Below are 18,181 nucleotides of genomic sequence, written 5' to 3'. Positions count from 1 at the left end.
CATAATCTTAAACATGAAAAAAGCCCGTCTGACAATTTAGTGTCAAACGGGCTTTTTTGATAAGCAGCTATTAACGGTTAGGTAGGATGTCTTTGACCATATCACGTAAGTTATGTAGTGCTGTGACCGTGCTGTCCCAATCTAAGCAACCATCAGTAATTGACATGCCGTATTCGAGCGCATCCAAATCAGCAGTCAGCTCTTGGCGACCGCCTTTTAAGTGACTCTCAATCATCATACCAATGATTGACTTGTTGCCGTTTCTGATTTGCTCCGCGACGTTTTGGATCACCATCGGTTGCAAATAAGGGTCTTTACCTGAGTTGGCATGACTTGAGTCAATCATAATCTTGCTACTGGTTTTACCTTTGGCAAGCGCGTCTTCTACTTGAGCGACTGCTGTTTCATCGTAGTTAGGCTTACCATTGCCACCGCGTAATACCACGTGAGCATAAGGATTGCCTTTAGATTTGATGATAGACACTTTACCATCTGAAGAAAGACCTAAAAAGCTATGACCCGCTTTTACCGCTTGCATGGCGTTGACCGCAACAGTCATGCCACCATCAGTACCATTCTTAAAGCCGACTGGGCATGATAAGCCTGAGCTCATCTCACGGTGCGTTTGGCTCTCGGTTGTACGTGCGCCAATCGCTGACCAGCTGATCAAGTCCTGCATGTACTGCGGTGTATTCGGGTCAAGCGCTTCAGTAGCACAAGGTAGTCCTTTTTCATTGAGATCAAGCAGTAGCTTACGGGCTGTACGCAAACCTTTTTCGATATCAAAGCTGTCATTCATATCGGGGTCATTAATCATGCCTTTCCAGCCAACGGTCGTGCGCGGCTTCTCAAAATAGACACGCATCACAACGAATACGCTGTCTTCAATCTCTTTCGCCAATATGGCTAAGCGATCAGCATATTCATGAGCGGCTTTGATGTCATGAATAGAGCATGGACCAATAACCACAAACAAACGCTTGTCTTTGCCGTCCAAGATGTTTTGGATAGTGTGACGACCATTTAAAACGGTTTTATAGGCTTCGTTTGATAAAGGAAGTTCGGTTTTTAGCTCATTGGGTGTGATTAATGGAATAAATTTTTCAATATTCACGTCGTCAATTTCTGCATTATGGGTAGCGGTTGTTATCATGATTATATATCGTCTAGCTGATTTATAGGGACTTTCATTATGCGGACAAAAGTACCGGTTGACAAGGGGAGTCGAGCAGTTAATTGACTGATAACTGGAATGCTGATGCGAAAACTTGGTTATACTTGATGATTATAGGTAAGATAAAGAGACGTTTATGCCACTGGATTTCTTCGGGCAGCTTCGCTATTTTTATCATCGTCACGTATGATGGCAGTATAAATAGCTCAATTTGAGCACCAAAAACGCCGCTGATTATGATGGTGCGTATCCTATAATAGATACCCCATGTTATATTTTATAATATCCATGTTTTCTCCCTTGTACGACTTTCACTGTAACACTTTATTATTAAGAGTTTTTCATGACCGATAACCATACGCTTCAGACTGATTTAACTGTGCCATTTGATACTTACGAGATGGCTAATGTAGCGCGTGAGCCGCTCGTTATTGGTATCGTTGCTGGTGAAGTATCAGGAGACAGTCTGGGTGCAGATTTTATGCAGCAGATGAACAATCTACGTGATGACATCGTTTGGGTCGGAGTGGGCGGTACCAAAATGCAGGCACAAGGGCTTAATAGTATTTTTCCATTGTCCCGTTTGGCAGTGATGGGTCTGGTAGAAGTCATGGGGCAATTGCCTGATTTGCTTAAGGCGCGTCGTGAGTTGCTGGCTGCTTTTAAAAAGGCGGATATTGATTGGTTCATTGGAATAGATGCCCCTGATTTTAATCTACGAGTGTCTAAAAAATTAAAGCCTAAAGGCGTGTTTTGCGTGCAGTATGTTAGTCCTTCTATCTGGGCTTGGCGCGAGTCACGTATTCATAATATTAAAGCGGCAACCCACTTGGTATTGTGCCTGTTTCCGTTTGAGCTGCCTGTTTACGAGCGTTATAAGCATCCGGCGATATGCGTTGGGCATCCACTGATGTATACCATTGACCAGTCACTGCTCGACATACCAATCAATCAGCGACGTAGTGATCTGGTCTGGCACAATGATGGCTTGCAGCAGTTTTTTATCGAACGCTTTGATGAGGTCAGTCAGCTTATTTGTGTGATGCCGGGCTCACGCCGCAGTGAAATAACGGCTATTTTACCCTTGATGCTAGACGGTATCCAAAAGCTGCTTTTATTGGACCCAAAGCTTTGCTTTATCATCCCAACTGTCGATCAAAACCATCAATATATCGTCCAAGACGTGATTGATCAGCGCTCAGAGCAGCTGCGTGCCGCCATCGTGGTGGTCTATGATGATAGCCAGCCAACCTTTAGTCAGCAGGCGATGGCGGCATCAGATATTGTGATGTTAGCCTCAGGTACCGCAACGCTTGAGGCGATGCTACTTGAGCGTCCGATGGTCGTCGTCTATCAGCTGAATCAGCTAACCTATCAGATTGCTAAACGTCTGGTCAAAGTGCCCTATGTGGGTTTGCCAAATATTTTGGCAGCTACCGCGATCGTACCGGAGCTTATTCAAGAGCAAGCAAGTGGTGACAATATCTGCCGTACCGTCATGCGCCTTTTGCAGCCACGTGCTTATGCGGAGCAATTGAATGCGCTGATTCAGACCAAGCATCTTTTGCAACAGCAAAGCAATCATCAACCTGCCAATAGCGTGATTGAACAATGGTATCTGCAAAATTATCCGTCGAAAACGGCGCAGATCTAGTAAGTGAATTCACCTCATATCTCGTCATCTCATATACATAAGACCGTAAAATCAATGAATAGCATGCCATATAAAGAGAACCATATCTTACAGATCAGACGCCGTATCGAACAGATTGATATAAAAGGACAATATATTAATTTGGCTTCTCCCATTTATTTATCTGGTCAACTTAATATCAACGAATTACTTGCGCAATATTCGAACACTATTGCACAGAGTGATACGAGCTCAGTGCTTCAGATTGGTGTCGATGAAGCAGGGCGTGGACCATTGTTGGGCAGTGTGAATGTTGCGTCGGCAATATTACCACGTGTTTGGTCAGGACTGATTGAAGGGCAGCCTCTCAAAGATACGCCCTTATCGATACTGACGGACTCCAAGCAGTTGAGCGAAAAAAAGCGCGATATGCTGTATCCCTTGGTTCAGCAATATGCCATTGGTTATGTCATTGCTGATATTCCAGCGGCAGTGATTGACCAAGTGAATATCTTACAAGCTACCATGCTTGGGATGCGTTTATGTACTGAGATAATGTTAGAGGTCATTGCTTATCATTTGAATGACATGGCACAAGACATACATCAGCTGCATGCTGAAGTTTTATTCGATGGGAATCGCTGTCCTGAATTGAATTATGCAAGGCTCGTAGAACTTGGTGTCGAAGAAGAAGTAGTTGACTGTCAAGCATGGGTCAAGGGTGATGCTCGTCATACCAGTATTGCCGCTGCCAGTATTTTGGCAAAAGTTAGCCGTGACAAAACCATGTACGCGCTTGACACTGAGCATCCTGAATATGGCATTGCCAAGCATAAAGGCTATCCAACACGCGCACATATGGAGGCAATCGAAACTTATGGCGTATTAGCCGCGCACAGACGCAGCTTTGCACCCGTTAGAAAGGCGTTAGAGCGTTAAGAGTGGGTAGAGATTGGCTGATTTATTTAAATAAATAGCCTAAGCGAAATACTTATTAGTTTTTCAATAAACATGCTTTAAAGCTTTATACTTTTCATTAAATGACATCTGAATAAGTATTCGTTATACCCGAATTATTGTTCATAATAACCGCGCCACTATCTTATAGGATAAGAGATGACCCTCAAATTGCCAAAAAAAAACCTCGCTGTAATTATATTATTAACGGCTTTTTTAACGGCTTGTGGCGGTGGCGGAGACTCAGGTAATAGCGCTAATGACGTTACGCCAAAGCCAATAGCACCTGCTGCTAGTCCTGATGATACCTCGACTGATAAGCCTGATGACCAAACTGCTAATGTGGCAAGCGACAATGAGACACAAGCAGCATTAATCGCAAGTAATACCTTTAGTCTAGCGCGTACCAGCTGTGGTCTTGGAGGTTTGTCCGCTGACACCGCACTGGATAATATTGCGATTCAACATGCCAAATACATCAAGCACGTATTTGCTAACAGTACACCGACTACTTTTAGTCCACATTATGAAAATAAGATTGCGGATATCGCAAACGTCACAGGCGATACTAACCCGTTCTTTAGGGGCGTTAGCTTCACAGACCGGTTATTACAGGCAAAATATGGCAATGCCAGATATGTTGTGACTGAGAATATTGCCCAATCGGTTTACTATAGCTCGGCAGGCAATATTATAGGCTCTGATACAGTGGCAGGCTCAATGGCTAAGTCGTTATTGGCAGCGCCTTATCATCTGCGCTCTTTGATGCTACCAGGTTCAAGTTTGACAGGGACGGGCATGGTCACTTATAAGCCTTTTGGTAAGGATACGGCTAATAATCAAGGTTATGTATTAGTCAACCATGCCTCAGCGACGCAGGCGACCGAAGATAATACGGTAGCAGGAATATTCACTTATCCATGCCAAGGGGTCAGCGGTACCGTCACTGCGTTGTATAACGAAACGCCAAGTCCGGTCAAAGGAACAGGTCGTGACTTACAAACTGATCCTATCGGACAGCCTATTTATGTCAGTATGCCGTCTGCTCAAACGATTGACATCAGCAATGTTAAATTCCATGATATACAGCGTAATATGGATGTGCCCATTGAGATATTAGATTATCGCCAAGATCCCCATAAAAACACCATATATGAGCTACCAGCGAACGAAGCGTTCATCTTGCCCATTACGGACAATTTGAAAAGCTGTACAAGCACCAGTAAAAAAGACGCAAATTGTGGTTTACATGGCAATAGTGATTACCGTGTCAGCTTTGATATCTTAGTCGATAGCAAAGCCACAGAGCGTGAGAGCTTTACCTTTAAAACTGGTGCTGTGAACAATTAATTGCGTGATCTAAAAGACTTATTATAGAACAAGTTATAAAACAAGGGCTGAACCAGTTATCTGATTCAGCCCTTGTTTTATATAATAGTCAATCCACTATGAAAGCGTTATCACGTCAAAACGACGAGTTCCACTGCTGCAAAAAGGCTTCTTCTTCATCTGTTGACTCGCGATCTAACGTGTTATTGCGATGTGGGTAACGCCCAAACTGCTCGATAATCTCTTTGTGCTGCTGCTCAAAATCTAAAGTAATGGCATCATCGAGCTGCTCAAATAATGGCAGATAGCGACTATGAATCCTTAAAGATTCTGAATGCATAAACGGCATAATAGCAAATTTGCGCCATGTCATTGGTAAGGTAGAAAAATGTGGCTGCAATACGATTTCTTGAGCCAACACCAGCGCCATACCATCTTGCGCAAACGCCTCCGCTTTATTGCGGCATAAATTGCGTGAAAATTGATCTAAAACGATGATCTCTGCCAGACGCCCAGCCAAAGCGGTAATGGAGCTATTGCAGTCGGTTGCTGCTTCTGAAATGCGCCAAGTGACGCATTCCCCTTGCTTTGCTGCTTGCCAAATTTTACCAAACCGCTCTTTTATTTGCTGATCAAATTCATGGCTTTGCTCGAACCAATAATGTTCATTGTCCTTATCAAACCAAAAATCCAATACGGCACACGCCTCTGAATCGAGATACTCTAAACTTATGTTTTTTGGATCAAGTGACGATAAATTGGCATGGCTTTTTGAGGTGGAATAATCGGTTGAGAGAGACATAAGCTATTCTAATTATGATAGATTTAGTCTACTATAGCGCAAATATTTATGTCTGTCATGATACGAGCAGCAGCTATTAGGTAAACCTTATGAATACAAAAAATTCGCTACAAAACACTCAGTCATCATTACCACCAACGCCATATTACTTGCTTGATGAAGCCGCAATCGTCGCCAATATGCAGATTATCGCTCGCCTATGCGAGTTGTCTGGCGCAAAAGCACTGCTTGCGCTCAAATGTTTTGCGACTTGGGGCGTTTTTGATATCATGCAGCCTTATCTGCATGGTACAACGTCATCTTCGCTAAATGAAGTCAGATTGGGTTATGAGACTTTTGGTAATAATAGCGACGCTAGTAGCAAAGATAAAAAAGAAACTCACGCCTATAGCGTGGCGTACAGCGCGGATGAGATGCCTGAAGTGCTCAGCTACGCCGATAAGATTATCTTTAACTCAATCGCGCAGTTAAATGCTTTTAAAGGTGAAGCATCAGCAAAAAACATCCCAGTCGGACTACGCTTAAATCCAAAGACCAGTAATTCGTCATTTATCATTGCCGATCCTGCGCGTCCGTTTAGTCGTCTTGGCGAGCATGATAAAGATAAAATTGCAGCCGTGTTGAGTGATATTAGCGGTGTCATGATTCATAACAACTGTGAAAATGACAGCTTTGAGGCGTTTAGTTACAGCTTAGCTGATATCGAAACCAGATTTGGTGATGTTTTGCAGCAGCTTGAATGGGTCAGTTTGGGCGGTGGTATTCATTTTATTGCTCCTGATTATCCACTAGAGAAACTGGCTGACAGGTTAAAAGGCTTTAGTGAAAAATATGGCGTACAAGTTTATCTAGAGCCGGGTGAGGCAAGTATTCATGGTGCTGGTACGCTAGTCACAAGCGTTTTAGATACGATGCACAATGAAAAAAACCTAGCAGTAGTAGATTCATCCATTGAAGCACATATGCTTGATTTGCTGATTTACCGTGAGTCAGCGCCGATAGCGGCTGTTAATAGTGATTTAATTAATATCGCCTCTCTTGATATCGACCCTACCAACATTGCACCCATAAGCGAGAACGCTAAATCAGCTAATAATACGATTATCTATGGTCGTTCTTGTTTGGCAGGCGATATCTTTGGTGAATATGCCTTGCCAAATAAGCTAAAAGTAGGTGACACCGTTACCTTTGGTAACGCAGCAGGCTATACCATGGTGAAGAAAAACTGGTTTAATGGCGTGAATATGCCAGCGATTGTCATTCGCCGCTTAGATGGCAGTATCGATATCCAACGCGAGTTTGATTATCAAGATTATAAGGCAAGCTTGTCATAACGCTATTAGACGCATATTTGGCATGACCAAATGGTAATGCCAAACAACTATCTATAAATCTTTATTCGCTTTGACGTTTTTAAGTTATGTTGTAATTTTTGCCGAAAAGTCAGTAAAAATTGTTATAATTGCTACTGGCAAACACAGTAGGATTTGTCTAACGGGTGCGTGGGTTTTCCTCGGTCTTCCTTTTTAATTCACGCATATCATTCACTCGTTTCTGTTTTGCATAGCCAATATCAATGGTATCGACAGGGACACAAAGGAGGATTGTTCTTTGAACACAAACCAACAAGTTAAGCCTAGTAAAAAAGATGTACTTATTATCGGTGCTGGCGGCGTCGCTCAAGTAGTCGCGCATAAATGTGCGATGCATAATGACGTACTTGGCGAGATTCATATCGCTTCACGTACCCAAGATAAATGCGATGCCATCGCTCAGAGCGTTATAGAAAAGAACAGCTTTAAGCAGCAAGCGGTATTGCACACGCATGAAGTCGATGCCATGGATACCCAAGCGCTGATACAGCTGATTGAAGATACGGGTATTCAAATCCTTATCAATGTCGGTTCGGCATTTGTGAATATGACAGTATTGGAAGCTTGTATCGAGACTGGCGTAGCATATATTGATACCGCTATTCATGAAGATCCTCGTAAGATTTGCGAGACGCCACCATGGTATGATAACTATGAATGGAAGCGCAAACAGCGCTGTGCCGATAATAATGTCACTGCGATCTTAGGTGCAGGTTTTGATCCTGGTATGGTCAATGCCTATGCACGTCTTGGTTATGACATGATGGATGCAGGTTCAGTGACTGATATTGATATCATTGATATTAATGCTGGTAGTCATGGTAAATACTTCGCCACCAACTTTGATCCTGAGATTAACTTCCGTGAATTTACTGGTACGGTTTATTCTTGGCAGGACAGTAAGTGGCAGTCTAACAAGATGTTTGAAGTAAAGCGTACGGATGACTTGCCTGTTGTTGGCGTACAAAACAGTTACTTAAGTGGTCATGACGAAGTTCACTCCTTGTCTGCCAACTTAGATGTGCCCAATATTCGTTTTTGGATGGGCTTTGGTGAGCATTATATCAATGTCTTTACCGTTCTACAAAACTTGGGCTTATTGTCTGAGCAGCCAGTGATGACTGCTGAAGGACAAGAAGTGATACCGTTAAAAGTAGTGAAAGCAGTCCTACCAGATCCAAGCTCACTTGCGCCAAATTACACCGGTAAAACCTGTATCGGTGACAAGGTCAAAGGCAAGATCAATGGTGTCGATAGTGAGGTATTTATCTATAATATCGCAGACCATAAAGATGCCTATAATGAAGTTGGTAGTCAAGGTATCTCTTATACCGCAGGCGTGCCACCAGTCGCCGCAGCGATGCTAGTTGCTACAGGCGAGTGGGATGCAGGAAAAATGGTCAACGTTGAAGAGCTTGATGCCAAGCCATTTATCAATCTATTGAATAAAATTGGTCTGCCTACGCGCATCAAAGATAGCGAGGGCGATAGAGCGCTTGAGTTTGATATCTAAATTCTCGTGTTAGCTTTTATTGTTCGTTAAACAAAACGCACCCTATTGAGGCAGACTCGATAGGGTGCTTTTTTACGTATCTGCTTCTATAATAAAAACGAGTATCATAAAACTGATAGTTATAGATGGCATAAGGAGAATTGCTATGTCTTTAGAAAAATATAAAGTCTTCAACTTGATTGAGGATGTGACAAAGTTAAAAGTGTTATTTATTCTAGAATCTCCCTATATCAATGAATATCTCCATCAACATCCAGCGGCAGGCGAGTCGGCGCTTGAGCTCACTCAGTTTTTGATTGCTCAAGGGTATTTAAAGGATTTTGATGCCCAATTGCCATTAGGCTGTAATATCAAAGCACTAAATTATCAGCCACTGGGTATCTTAAACTGCTCTACATTGTCACTGAATAAAGCGTTTTACCCTTGCGCTTTAAATAGTGAAGACTTAGCAAAAGTGAATAAATTGGCAGCTATTAAACAAAATTTAAATCAAAGTAATCCGAATAAATTACCTGTAGATTTGAAGAAAAACAGTGTTTTTAAAGACTTTGTTAGCCGATTAACTGAAGTGCTTGAGCAAGCGTCAGCTGATATTATTATCGTACCTTGCGGCGATACTGCAATTGGGTTTATGGGTGCTTTTAAAACAATTTATCAGAAGCCTTTGACGGTTTTAGATAGTTTACCGCATCCAACTGAGCCAAATTGGGCTGATAAGATAGCCACCATTAATTTGAAAGATTATATCGCGCCCCAGCTATTGCCTTAGCTATGATTGTACTCTGTCTATAATCGCCAAATAGTAAATGCAAATCTTTCAAAGCTGTATACTGATTTGCAAAAGGTAAGCTCGAGAGTCTGTAGGAAAATACAGGGGATGATAGATACTGAGTTATAGTCTACAAATAAGCTATTCAAACCGATGCGACAATCCTTTAGATAGAGCCTGATAAAGGCTGCAAAATTTTGACCTATTTTTTATCAGCAACAGGGTATTTTTTACCGTAAATCAGCGATATCCCTATCATAAAAATAAGAGCGTAATATGCAATTAGAAATCAATGTTATCGATGCCTTTACTGATACTGTGTTTAAAGGCAATTCAGCGGCAGTGATCATTACAGAAAGCTGGTTGTCTGAGAAACTCATGCAATCTATTGCTTTTGAAAATAATTTATCAGAGACGGCTTTTATAGTCTTGGATAATAAAGGCATTTATCATATTCGATGGTTTTCACCGCTTACGGAGATTGATTTTTGTGGTCATGCGACCTTGGCTTCTGCCTTTGTACTGTTTAAGAAAAACCCTACTTTGACGTCTATTAAGTTTTCAGCTGAAGCAGTTGGGGTTTTAGCGGTCAAGCAAACCGATCATGATAAAATACAGATGGATTTTCCCAATACTAAGCCTGAGAAAGTCAGTGATATCCCTGATAGTTTGCTGGCAGGATTGTCTATTGTCCCTATTGAAGTCTATAAAAACTCACAGGCATATTTTGTGATTTATGACTCGGAATCTGACGTGTTAAATGTAGAGCGTGATAATGACGCGCTAAAACAACTTGCGCCTCTCGATGTGGTTGTCACTTGTCAGGCTAAATCTGCTGACTACAAAGACTACGATTTTATTTCACGTTATTTCTGGCCTGCCAATGGTGGTGATGAAGATCCAGTTACGGGTTCGGCTCATACTGGACTAGCGCCATTATGGGCACAGCGACTGGGTAAAAATACATTGGTTGCTTATCAAGCGTCAAAACGTGGCGGGGTACTAGACTGTGTGGTTGCAGGAGATAGAGTGCTTATCTCCGGTCATGCTGTGCATTATTTGACGGGATTTATCACGGTCGAGGAGTAAGTTTTGTCTGAATTAAAAACAGTGGGGCTTTTTGCTCTTACTGCATTGGCTGAAATCGCAGGTTGTTATCTGCCTTATCTGTGGCTACGAGAGGGTAAGTCAGTTTGGTTGCTCATACCTGGTGCCCTGAGTTTGATAGCTTTTGTATGGCTGCTGTCATTACATCCAGCTGCTGCCGGTAGGGTCTATGCCGCTTATGGCGGTGTTTATATTTCGATGGCGATTTTATGGTTGTGGACAGTGAACGGGATACGTCCAACGACTTGGGATATTGTAGGTTCTGCTATTGCTTTACTGGGCATGGCAATTATTATGTTTGCGCCGCGCAGTGCCTAGCTTATGAGTCAAAGTGCGCAAATTAAAGCTTATTAATTCAAGATTTAGTAAATTCAATATACAGTTAAAATACCCTAAAAACGCTACGGTACTGCTGGTATGAATTTTTCTTGCTTGCTGTGACTACGCAGACAGAAGCTACAAAAAATTCATACCAGCAGTACAATAAGGTATCGATATTGCTTTTCACTGATCATATAAATAAAAAAATGCCAATCAAATCATTAAGTTCGATTGGCATATTGCTGCGCTTACTATTAATGCTTTCCTAAGATGCTACCATTATCATCTTTCTTTGATTGTTTAGCCGCTTTTTTCTCTTTTGCTGTTAACAGCGGCTTCTTTTTGACATTCTTCTTACTATCTTGACCTTTACTCATGATGTTGTCCTTTTATGTGACTGATTAATACTTATTAAAATCAGTATAGCCCTAAGGGTGATTAATAGCTAGCTTCAAGCAAATGGACGCTGGCGTTAATAAGTGCTTACTTACGAATACATCACGATTTGCTATAATGAGCAGCAAGCCGATAAATCGCGGCAAACCTTTATCCTATTATTATTTAGCACAATGATGCTTACTGTTTTGGTTGATTATTATGCGTATCCGTAAACTGTTTAAATTTGAAAACGCCCATATTGTGCGTAACTGTAGCTCTGAGCGCTGCAAACACTCGATTCATGGTCATAGCTATCAGATTGAGCTGATACTTGAGGCCAAGCGTTTAGATCATGGGCAGATGGTCTATGATTTTGGCTTATTAAAATCCTCTATTAAAGACATTATCGACAGCTTTGATCATGCGATTTGCTTTTGGAGTAAAGACGATCCTGAATACATCGCTGCCTGTAAGAAATTCAGTGCACGCTGGATCAGCTTGCCGGTATCGCCGTCAGCAGAGCAATTCTCGCGGGTGATATTCTTTTGGGCGCAAGAGATTTTGCAACAGACACAAATGCAAAATGGCGAAGCGGATGTGAGCGTATATTCAGTGATTGCGCACGAAACTGCGACTGGTTACGCGCAGTGTTTTGCTGATGATGTGAGCAATGAGCAAATGGGTAAGTTGGTTTTAGAAGAGTTTGAATTTAGCGAGCAAGTATGTGCAGAGTGGCATGACCCTGAGCTATATGCCAAACTGATACGTGGTGAGAGTTTCGTTAATCCAGCAGTCACAATGCAAGTACAGGTAGATTGAGTTTAATGAATAATAATCAAACGATTGAAGACACAGCTATAAGTGGTGGTAAGAACCTGCAGACTTTGACGCTGCATTCAGAAAAAGATACTCAGCGTTTGGCTGAGCAATTGGCAGCTTTGCCGCTGACCGGTAGTGTGTGGCTGGCAGGAGATTTGGGTGCGGGTAAAACCACATTAACTCGCTATTGGTTGCAAGCGCTAGGGCATAAAGGAGCGGTGAAAAGTCCGACTTATACCTTGGTTGAGCCTTATAGTATTATCCAAAATGACGGCTCAATTAAACCTGTTTATCATGCTGACTTATATCGTTTACAAGATCCAGAAGAGCTGTCTTTTATTGGCTTTGATGAGTATTTGGATGAGCCAAATGCGTTGGTTATCATTGAATGGGCGAGCCGTGCGGACAGCTATTTGCCGCTGCCTACTATGTTTATTGATATGACTCAAAGTAATAGCAATGATGATAAAGAATCTCGCCAAGTTGCAATACGATTGTCAAAGGCAGGACAAGTACAAGGTTTTGACCTATCCAGTCTAAATCTTTAGTCCAAATCGTGCTACAGATGTTTAAAGCCTTAAAATCTGCCTCTATTATTTTCAATATATGATACCCATCAATGCTACATAGCCACACCAATACTCGTATCAAAAAACTATCGCCGCTGCTGATCAATCAATTAGCAGCGGGTGAAGTCGTGACGCGTCCAGCAGCTGTGGTTAAAGAGCTACTGGAAAATGCAATTGATGCTCATGCCACAGATATCGAGGTCCGCATTACCCAAGGTGGCATGGGTATGATTGAGGTGATTGATAATGGCGTTGGGATTCATCCTGATGATATGGTCATGGCAGTCACGCGTCATGCCACTAGCAAAGTCGCTGATGTGGCACACTTGCACGGAATTACAACGCTGGGTTTTCGCGGGGAAGCACTGGCAGCGACGGCTGCTGTTTCCCGTTTGATCTTAACCAGTAGTCATGATAGCAGCGGGATTGGTCGTCAGTTGCAAGTTGCCGGTATATTGGGCGATACGCCAAAGCTGATACCGGTTGTGCATCATCGCGGTACTACTATTACAGTCAAAGATTTATATTTCAATGTACCAGCACGGCGCGGTAATTTGAAATCTATCGCGACTGAGTTTGGTCATATCGAAACGATTGTCCGTGAAGTGGCTTTAGCACGCGCTGATGTGGCGCTGACGCTTTTTCATGATAATAAAAAACGGCTATCACTATCGGTTAACACTATAAATAAAGTTACTGAAAAGTATTTGCCGTTATCACGTTTGGAGCAAGCGACTGGATTGGCACTTACAGAGCAGGCCATTGAAGTCGCGGTTGATTTATCTAGCCTAACGCAGCAATTTGGGAGTTCTTCTGCTACTCATGCTAATGATGAATATGCTGATAATGTACGCACTATGCAACCGGCGAGTATTGGCGGTTGGTTGTGGGCAAGTTATGATGCCAACCATAGTTTACCAAAGCTCATTTATGTAAATGGCAGATTGGTAAAAGAAGCATTAATTAGCAATCAGCTTCGTCAAATGGTTCAAAGTGTACAGCTAGCAGGTATGGGTTATGCGCTTTATTTTGAGTTACCAACTCAGTGGCTCAATGTTAATGTTCATCCTTCCAAGCAGCGTATCAAGATTAGCCCACTGAACAATATCATGGCACATTTAAGTCATGCGATTCGTGCGAAGTTAAGAGGGCTTAATACCGCGAAAATTGTTTGCTCTAAAAAGGTGACACCAATTCCAAGTGGTCATACCTCCACAAAACAGTCTTTTAATACGTCGAACCCGATAGCATCATCTACTAACAGTGTAATGCGAGGTCAGCAAGTTCAAGCTCCTAAGCAACCATATCAGCTGTCAGAAAATGAGTCGTTATTCGAAAGTATTAAAGACTTACATATTGATGAGCCTATAGAAGACAGTCGTCATGCTGTTAATAGTTACTCTGTAAAAACACCATCTTTACCAGTTTGCTTAGAAGTTATAGATAGTATTACTGGTTTGGTGGAGTCGACAGCTAGACATGGTATTGACGATAAAGCGCTGCCTTGGCTACTATTTTATCATCAAGGGCAGTGTGCGCTAATTAGCGCTGAGAGATGGCAGTCAAGATTAAAAGTATTGTTTGAGTCAACTATCTTTAGCAGCACTATGTATGACAAAGCCAAAGTATTAAATAGCACTACTATTAATCAGCAATTGGCGAAGATAATTAAGCAGATGTCATCACAAGATGCACAAGCTTTTGTAGCAGATATGGAAGCTATACTGAGCAAATATGCTATCCACTCTATAGATAGTCATCAATTAGTCACATTGATGTTATCATCTGCGCTTAAATAGCGCTATTGGGAAAATAGCGTATTTTCTATAGTTAAGACATATCGCTGAGCTATCAATAATTTACCTTATTGTTCTTAAAACCATGACCATCAAAGGCAAGTATATGCGACTTTCATCTGATAGCCTATCTTCTTACTTAAGTCCCAATTTGGCGGACAATAGCGTGGTGTGCTTGATGGCACCAACCGCGAGTGGTAAGACCGCTTTGGCTTACGAGCTTTATGATAGCGGTCGTTATGAGCTGATTTCGGTAGATTCAGCATTGGTGTATCGTGACATGACGGTCGGTACCGCAAAACCAAATTCTGCTGAGCTAGCACGATATCCCCATCATTTGGTCGATATCATTGATCCTATGCAAAGCTATAGTGTCGCTGAGTTTGTCAATGATGTGGCAAGATTGATTGATAGCTGTCATCAGAATGGCAAAATACCTTTGTTGGTCGGCGGTACGATGATGTATTACATGGCATTACTCGATGGACTCTCACCAGTGCCTGATAGTGATGACAGTGTTCGCGAGCGTGTTGAGCAGTGGCGACAAGATGAAGGCATCAGTGCGCTATATGATTATCTTGGTGAAGTTGATGCTATCAGCCATGAGCGTCTTAATGCAACTGATACCCAGCGTATTACCCGTGCTGTTGAAGTATATTTGCAAACTGATATTCCTATTAGTGACTGGCAGCATCAGCCCAAGCAAGCATTGGCTCATAATCCCAATCAGCAGTGGCATGCTTTGGCGGTTATGCCAGACCGTCCATGGTTGCATACGCGTATTGAGCAGCGATTAGATATCATGTGGCGTGAAGGATTGGTAGCAGAGGTTATCAGTTTGCTTGAGCATTATCCTCTGATCCCAAGCTTACCTTCGATGCGCTGTGTTGGTTATCGACAAGTATTAGAGTATTTGGTACAGACTAATCACCCTGTATTTGAACAGCCCCATTTGGATAAAGCGCAGTTTTATGATGCTTTTGCTCAATCGGAACCATCAAGTAACGAAAGTAAAGAGCAAGATACCACGATTCAAAGTAGCATAACTCAGACGCATCTACCAATGGCAACTGCCCAAACCGATGCGCTTGCTTGTCAGCAAATGCAAAATAAGGCATTATATGCTACAAGGCAGTTAGCAAAGCGCCAATACACGTGGCTGCGAAAAGTGATGCAACTGTCTAATACGGCAGCAGTGCCTGCAATAGGATCAATAACAGCGTCGTCGACATCCATTGTTGGCTCTGATGATGTGACAGATCTTCAAAAAAATAAGTTAATATTGCACTCATTTAGCACTATGGAGCAGGCGAGAGCGTATTTGGTTTAATGAGTGATATCAGTCGTTTGCCTATATCTAGATTTGTCAGACCATTATTGTTCTGTAATATTAATGGTCGAGCTGTAGTAATAAAAACACAGTATGAGCGTATAACATCATACAAAGATACGAAAGTAATGACAATTAGTTTCAAAGTATAATGTATATAACTGTTATAATTTGATTATATGAAAGTGTTAACTGTTGCAAGCGTTGATTGCTTTTTAGTGTTTATTCATCAACATTTGGTGATAGAGGTGACCCATGCAACACTTGGTTACTTAATTTATGAAAATAATGACATATTCACGATAAAGTAGAATGACTTAACAAGCTTTAGCACTTATTTAGATACGTTTTATAAATAAAACTTATTATTGTATCTACCCTTAGCCATTATAATTGCAGTAACCTTTAAAATAATTGGCGCTAACAATAATTATATAATATTTAGGAGAGATTTCATGTCAAAAGGACAAACTTTACAAGATCCGTTCTTGAACTCACTACGCAAAGATCGCATTCCTGTTTCTATTTTTTTAGTGAACGGTATTAAGCTGCAAGGTCAAATAGAATCATTCGATCAGTATGTGGTTTTGCTGAAAAATACCGTCAGTCAGATGGTATATAAGCATGCTATCTCAACAGTCGTCCCAGCACGTAATCCTCGTAGCAGCACAACGCCAAGCGCGACTACTCAAAGTCAAGGCGCAGCACCAATGGGCTATCCAAGTCAAAGTGGCGGCGTGAGCGGTGGTTTTGAGCGCGGCAGTAGCGCAAATCCAGCTACTGGCGGCGGCTTTGAAGAACGTGGTTTTGCCAATCGTAGTGGCTTTAATCGTGGTGGCTTTAGTCAAGGCCAAGAGCGCGGCTTTGAGCGCGGTAGCTTTGGTCAAGGTCAAGATCGCGGTTTTGAGCGTGGTGGTTTTGGTCAAGATCGTGGTTTTGAAGCGCCGTCAGAGAATGTGGGTTATGACAACAAACCTAATGACGAGTCTGATGATAGCAACTCTTAGACCCTCCTACTAAGACATGAGATATCATATTGAGACCTACTATTATAGTGGGTTTTTTTGTATTGATACTCTTATAAGTAATAACATTTTAATGCACCCACGATAGCCTTATGGCTGTATTCCTACAGCATCATATTAATATTGACCATAATTATTAATATGGTTCATAGTATTATAAAATGTATAGTAAAATGATTCATCAAATTATAAGAATATAGCCAAAAATATAGAGTCATTGAAAACAAAAAAATTAATAAAATATAGAGCCACTGTATGAATAGTCCTGAACGCAATCTAACCCATGAGCAATTTATTAGTACCGCTATTGATGCCATCAATACTGAAAAGGCGGCACTAGCATTACTGACCGAGCAAATAGATGATAGATTTGCTCAGGCTTGTGACATCATTTTGGCATGTCAAGGTCGTGTGGTTGTGACAGGGATGGGTAAGTCGGGATTAATTGGTCGTAAGATAGCGGCGACATTTGCGTCTACTGGTACGCCATCGTTCTTTATGCATCCTGGTGAAGCAGGGCATGGTGACCTCGGAATGTTGGTCAAAGGGGATGTGTTGCTTGCCATCTCTAACTCTGGCGAGTCAGATGAGATCAAAATGCTCTTGCCTGTGGTCAAGCACTTAGATATTCCGCTGATTAGTATCAGTCGAGATAAACGAGGTATGCTGCCCCATGCTGCGGATATTATATTGACACTTGGTAAGTCGCAAGAAGCTTGCCCGCTCAATCTGGCTCCTACCTCAAGTACCACAGCAACTCTAGCACTCGGTGACGCATTGGCAGTTGCCTTAGTGCATGCCCGCAATTTTACCTCAGAAGATTTTGCGTTATCGCATCCTGCAGGTGCATTGGGTCGTCAATTACTGACCCGCGTAGAAGATTTGATGCATACTAAAACAGAGGACTTGCCACTCATCAATCAGCAAGCACCGTTACAAGAAGCATTATTTATCATGTCAGCTGGGCGATTGGGCATGACGGTGGTTACAGATGATGAGAAAAAAGTAGTTGGTATATTTACCGATGGTGATTTAAGGCGAGGATTGGAAAAAGGCATTGATTTGCAGACCCCGATGCGTGAGCTGATGGTGTGTAGCCCTCGTCGTATCAGTAAATCCATGCGAGCATCAGATGCGCTTAGCGTGATGAATGAAAATGCTATCAGTCAATTGCTTATTATCGATGATGACCAGCGCCTAGAAGCCATTATTACGGTACATGATTTACTACAAGCTGGTGTAAAATAAACATTATATTAGAATATCTATTAATAGAAGAGATGACT

17 protein-coding genes are annotated in these 18,181 nt (G+C 42.0%); 14 read left to right on the top strand and 3 right to left on the bottom strand.

What is annotated here, in order from left to right; translation table 11 throughout:
* Positions 1 to 70 precede the first annotated feature (70 nt).
* Positions 71 to 1,153: a 3-deoxy-7-phosphoheptulonate synthase gene (locus PSYCG_RS07570; protein ID WP_011513838.1), complete on the bottom strand. Its 1,083-nt coding sequence runs from the start codon at positions 1,151 to 1,153 to the stop codon at positions 71 to 73.
* Positions 1,154 to 1,574: 421 nt separating this feature from the next.
* Between PSYCG_RS07570 and lpxB the strand changes: the two genes are divergently transcribed.
* From lpxB to PSYCG_RS07555, 3 genes are all read left to right on the top strand, one after another.
* Complete coding sequence (lpxB, locus tag PSYCG_RS07565; protein ID WP_413771534.1) at positions 1,575 to 2,828, top strand: lipid-A-disaccharide synthase; 1,254 nt, start codon at positions 1,575 to 1,577, stop codon at positions 2,826 to 2,828.
* A gap of 54 nt (positions 2,829 to 2,882) precedes the next feature.
* Positions 2,883 to 3,746 carry a ribonuclease HII gene (locus PSYCG_RS07560; protein ID WP_051130946.1) on the top strand — a complete coding sequence of 288 codons (864 nt, stop codon included), beginning with the start codon at positions 2,883 to 2,885 and terminating at the stop codon, positions 3,744 to 3,746.
* A gap of 177 nt (positions 3,747 to 3,923) precedes the next feature.
* Positions 3,924 to 5,114 (top strand): CAP domain-containing protein, encoded by a 1,191-nt coding sequence (locus PSYCG_RS07555; protein ID WP_020443655.1) that lies wholly within the window; start codon positions 3,924 to 3,926, stop codon positions 5,112 to 5,114.
* Between the two features lie 115 nt (positions 5,115 to 5,229).
* Here PSYCG_RS07555 and PSYCG_RS07550 read toward each other — a convergent pair whose 3' ends face one another.
* Positions 5,230 to 5,895 (bottom strand): DUF924 family protein, encoded by a 666-nt coding sequence (locus PSYCG_RS07550; protein WP_020443654.1) that lies wholly within the window; start codon positions 5,893 to 5,895, stop codon positions 5,230 to 5,232.
* Between the two features lie 89 nt (positions 5,896 to 5,984).
* Here PSYCG_RS07550 and PSYCG_RS07545 point away from each other — a divergent pair, with 89 nt between their 5' ends.
* The 5 genes from PSYCG_RS07545 (at position 5,985) to PSYCG_RS13335 (ending at position 10,975) form a co-directional block, all read left to right on the top strand.
* Positions 5,985 to 7,229 (top strand): carboxynorspermidine decarboxylase, encoded by a 1,245-nt coding sequence (locus tag PSYCG_RS07545; protein WP_020443653.1) that lies wholly within the window; start codon positions 5,985 to 5,987, stop codon positions 7,227 to 7,229.
* Between the two features lie 277 nt (positions 7,230 to 7,506).
* Positions 7,507 to 8,781 (top strand): saccharopine dehydrogenase family protein, encoded by a 1,275-nt coding sequence (locus tag PSYCG_RS07540; protein WP_020443652.1) that lies wholly within the window; start codon positions 7,507 to 7,509, stop codon positions 8,779 to 8,781.
* Between the two features lie 145 nt (positions 8,782 to 8,926).
* Positions 8,927 to 9,550, top strand: coding sequence for a hypothetical protein (locus PSYCG_RS07535; RefSeq protein ID WP_020443651.1), 624 nt, complete (start codon positions 8,927 to 8,929; stop codon positions 9,548 to 9,550).
* Positions 9,551 to 9,826: 276 nt separating this feature from the next.
* On the top strand, positions 9,827 to 10,639 hold the full coding sequence (locus PSYCG_RS07530; RefSeq protein WP_020443650.1) for a PhzF family phenazine biosynthesis protein: 813 nt from the start codon (positions 9,827 to 9,829) through the stop codon (positions 10,637 to 10,639).
* Positions 10,640 to 10,642: 3 nt separating this feature from the next.
* Positions 10,643 to 10,975 (top strand): YnfA family protein, encoded by a 333-nt coding sequence (locus tag PSYCG_RS13335; protein ID WP_020443649.1) that lies wholly within the window; start codon positions 10,643 to 10,645, stop codon positions 10,973 to 10,975.
* Positions 10,976 to 11,232: 257 nt separating this feature from the next.
* Here the strand turns inward: PSYCG_RS13335 and PSYCG_RS13675 are convergent, their stop codons facing one another.
* The gene (locus PSYCG_RS13675; RefSeq protein WP_020443648.1) at positions 11,233 to 11,355 is read right to left on the bottom strand and encodes a hypothetical protein; all 123 of its coding nucleotides are present in this window, start codon (positions 11,353 to 11,355) and stop codon (positions 11,233 to 11,235) included.
* A gap of 220 nt (positions 11,356 to 11,575) precedes the next feature.
* Here PSYCG_RS13675 and PSYCG_RS07520 point away from each other — a divergent pair, with 220 nt between their 5' ends.
* The 6 genes from PSYCG_RS07520 to PSYCG_RS07495 all read left to right on the top strand — a co-directional run bounded on the left by PSYCG_RS07520 (position 11,576) and on the right by PSYCG_RS07495 (position 18,143).
* Complete coding sequence (locus tag PSYCG_RS07520; protein WP_020443647.1) at positions 11,576 to 12,175, top strand: 6-pyruvoyl trahydropterin synthase family protein; 600 nt, start codon at positions 11,576 to 11,578, stop codon at positions 12,173 to 12,175.
* A 5-nt stretch (positions 12,176 to 12,180) separates the two neighbouring features.
* The gene (gene tsaE / locus PSYCG_RS07515) at positions 12,181 to 12,723 is read left to right on the top strand and encodes a tRNA (adenosine(37)-N6)-threonylcarbamoyltransferase complex ATPase subunit type 1 TsaE (RefSeq protein WP_020443646.1); all 543 of its coding nucleotides are present in this window, start codon (positions 12,181 to 12,183) and stop codon (positions 12,721 to 12,723) included.
* Between the two features lie 71 nt (positions 12,724 to 12,794).
* Positions 12,795 to 14,543, top strand: coding sequence for a DNA mismatch repair endonuclease MutL (mutL, locus tag PSYCG_RS07510; RefSeq protein WP_020443645.1), 1,749 nt, complete (start codon positions 12,795 to 12,797; stop codon positions 14,541 to 14,543).
* 103 nt (positions 14,544 to 14,646) lie between these two features.
* Positions 14,647 to 15,870 carry a tRNA (adenosine(37)-N6)-dimethylallyltransferase MiaA gene (miaA, locus tag PSYCG_RS07505; RefSeq protein ID WP_020443644.1) on the top strand — a complete coding sequence of 408 codons (1,224 nt, stop codon included), beginning with the start codon at positions 14,647 to 14,649 and terminating at the stop codon, positions 15,868 to 15,870.
* A 455-nt stretch (positions 15,871 to 16,325) separates the two neighbouring features.
* The gene (gene hfq, locus PSYCG_RS07500; protein WP_020443643.1) at positions 16,326 to 16,877 is read left to right on the top strand and encodes an RNA chaperone Hfq; all 552 of its coding nucleotides are present in this window, start codon (positions 16,326 to 16,328) and stop codon (positions 16,875 to 16,877) included.
* Positions 16,878 to 17,150: 273 nt separating this feature from the next.
* Positions 17,151 to 18,143, top strand: a complete 993-nt coding sequence (locus PSYCG_RS07495; RefSeq protein WP_020443642.1) for a KpsF/GutQ family sugar-phosphate isomerase — start codon at positions 17,151 to 17,153, stop codon at positions 18,141 to 18,143.
* Positions 18,144 to 18,181 lie beyond the last annotated feature (38 nt).

Source organism: Psychrobacter sp. G, from assembly GCF_000418305.1.
GTDB lineage: Bacteria > Pseudomonadota > Gammaproteobacteria > Pseudomonadales > Moraxellaceae > Psychrobacter > Psychrobacter cryohalolentis.
The sequence above is the reverse complement of the archived record's forward strand: the minus strand, read 5'-3'. Positions and strand labels throughout refer to the sequence as shown.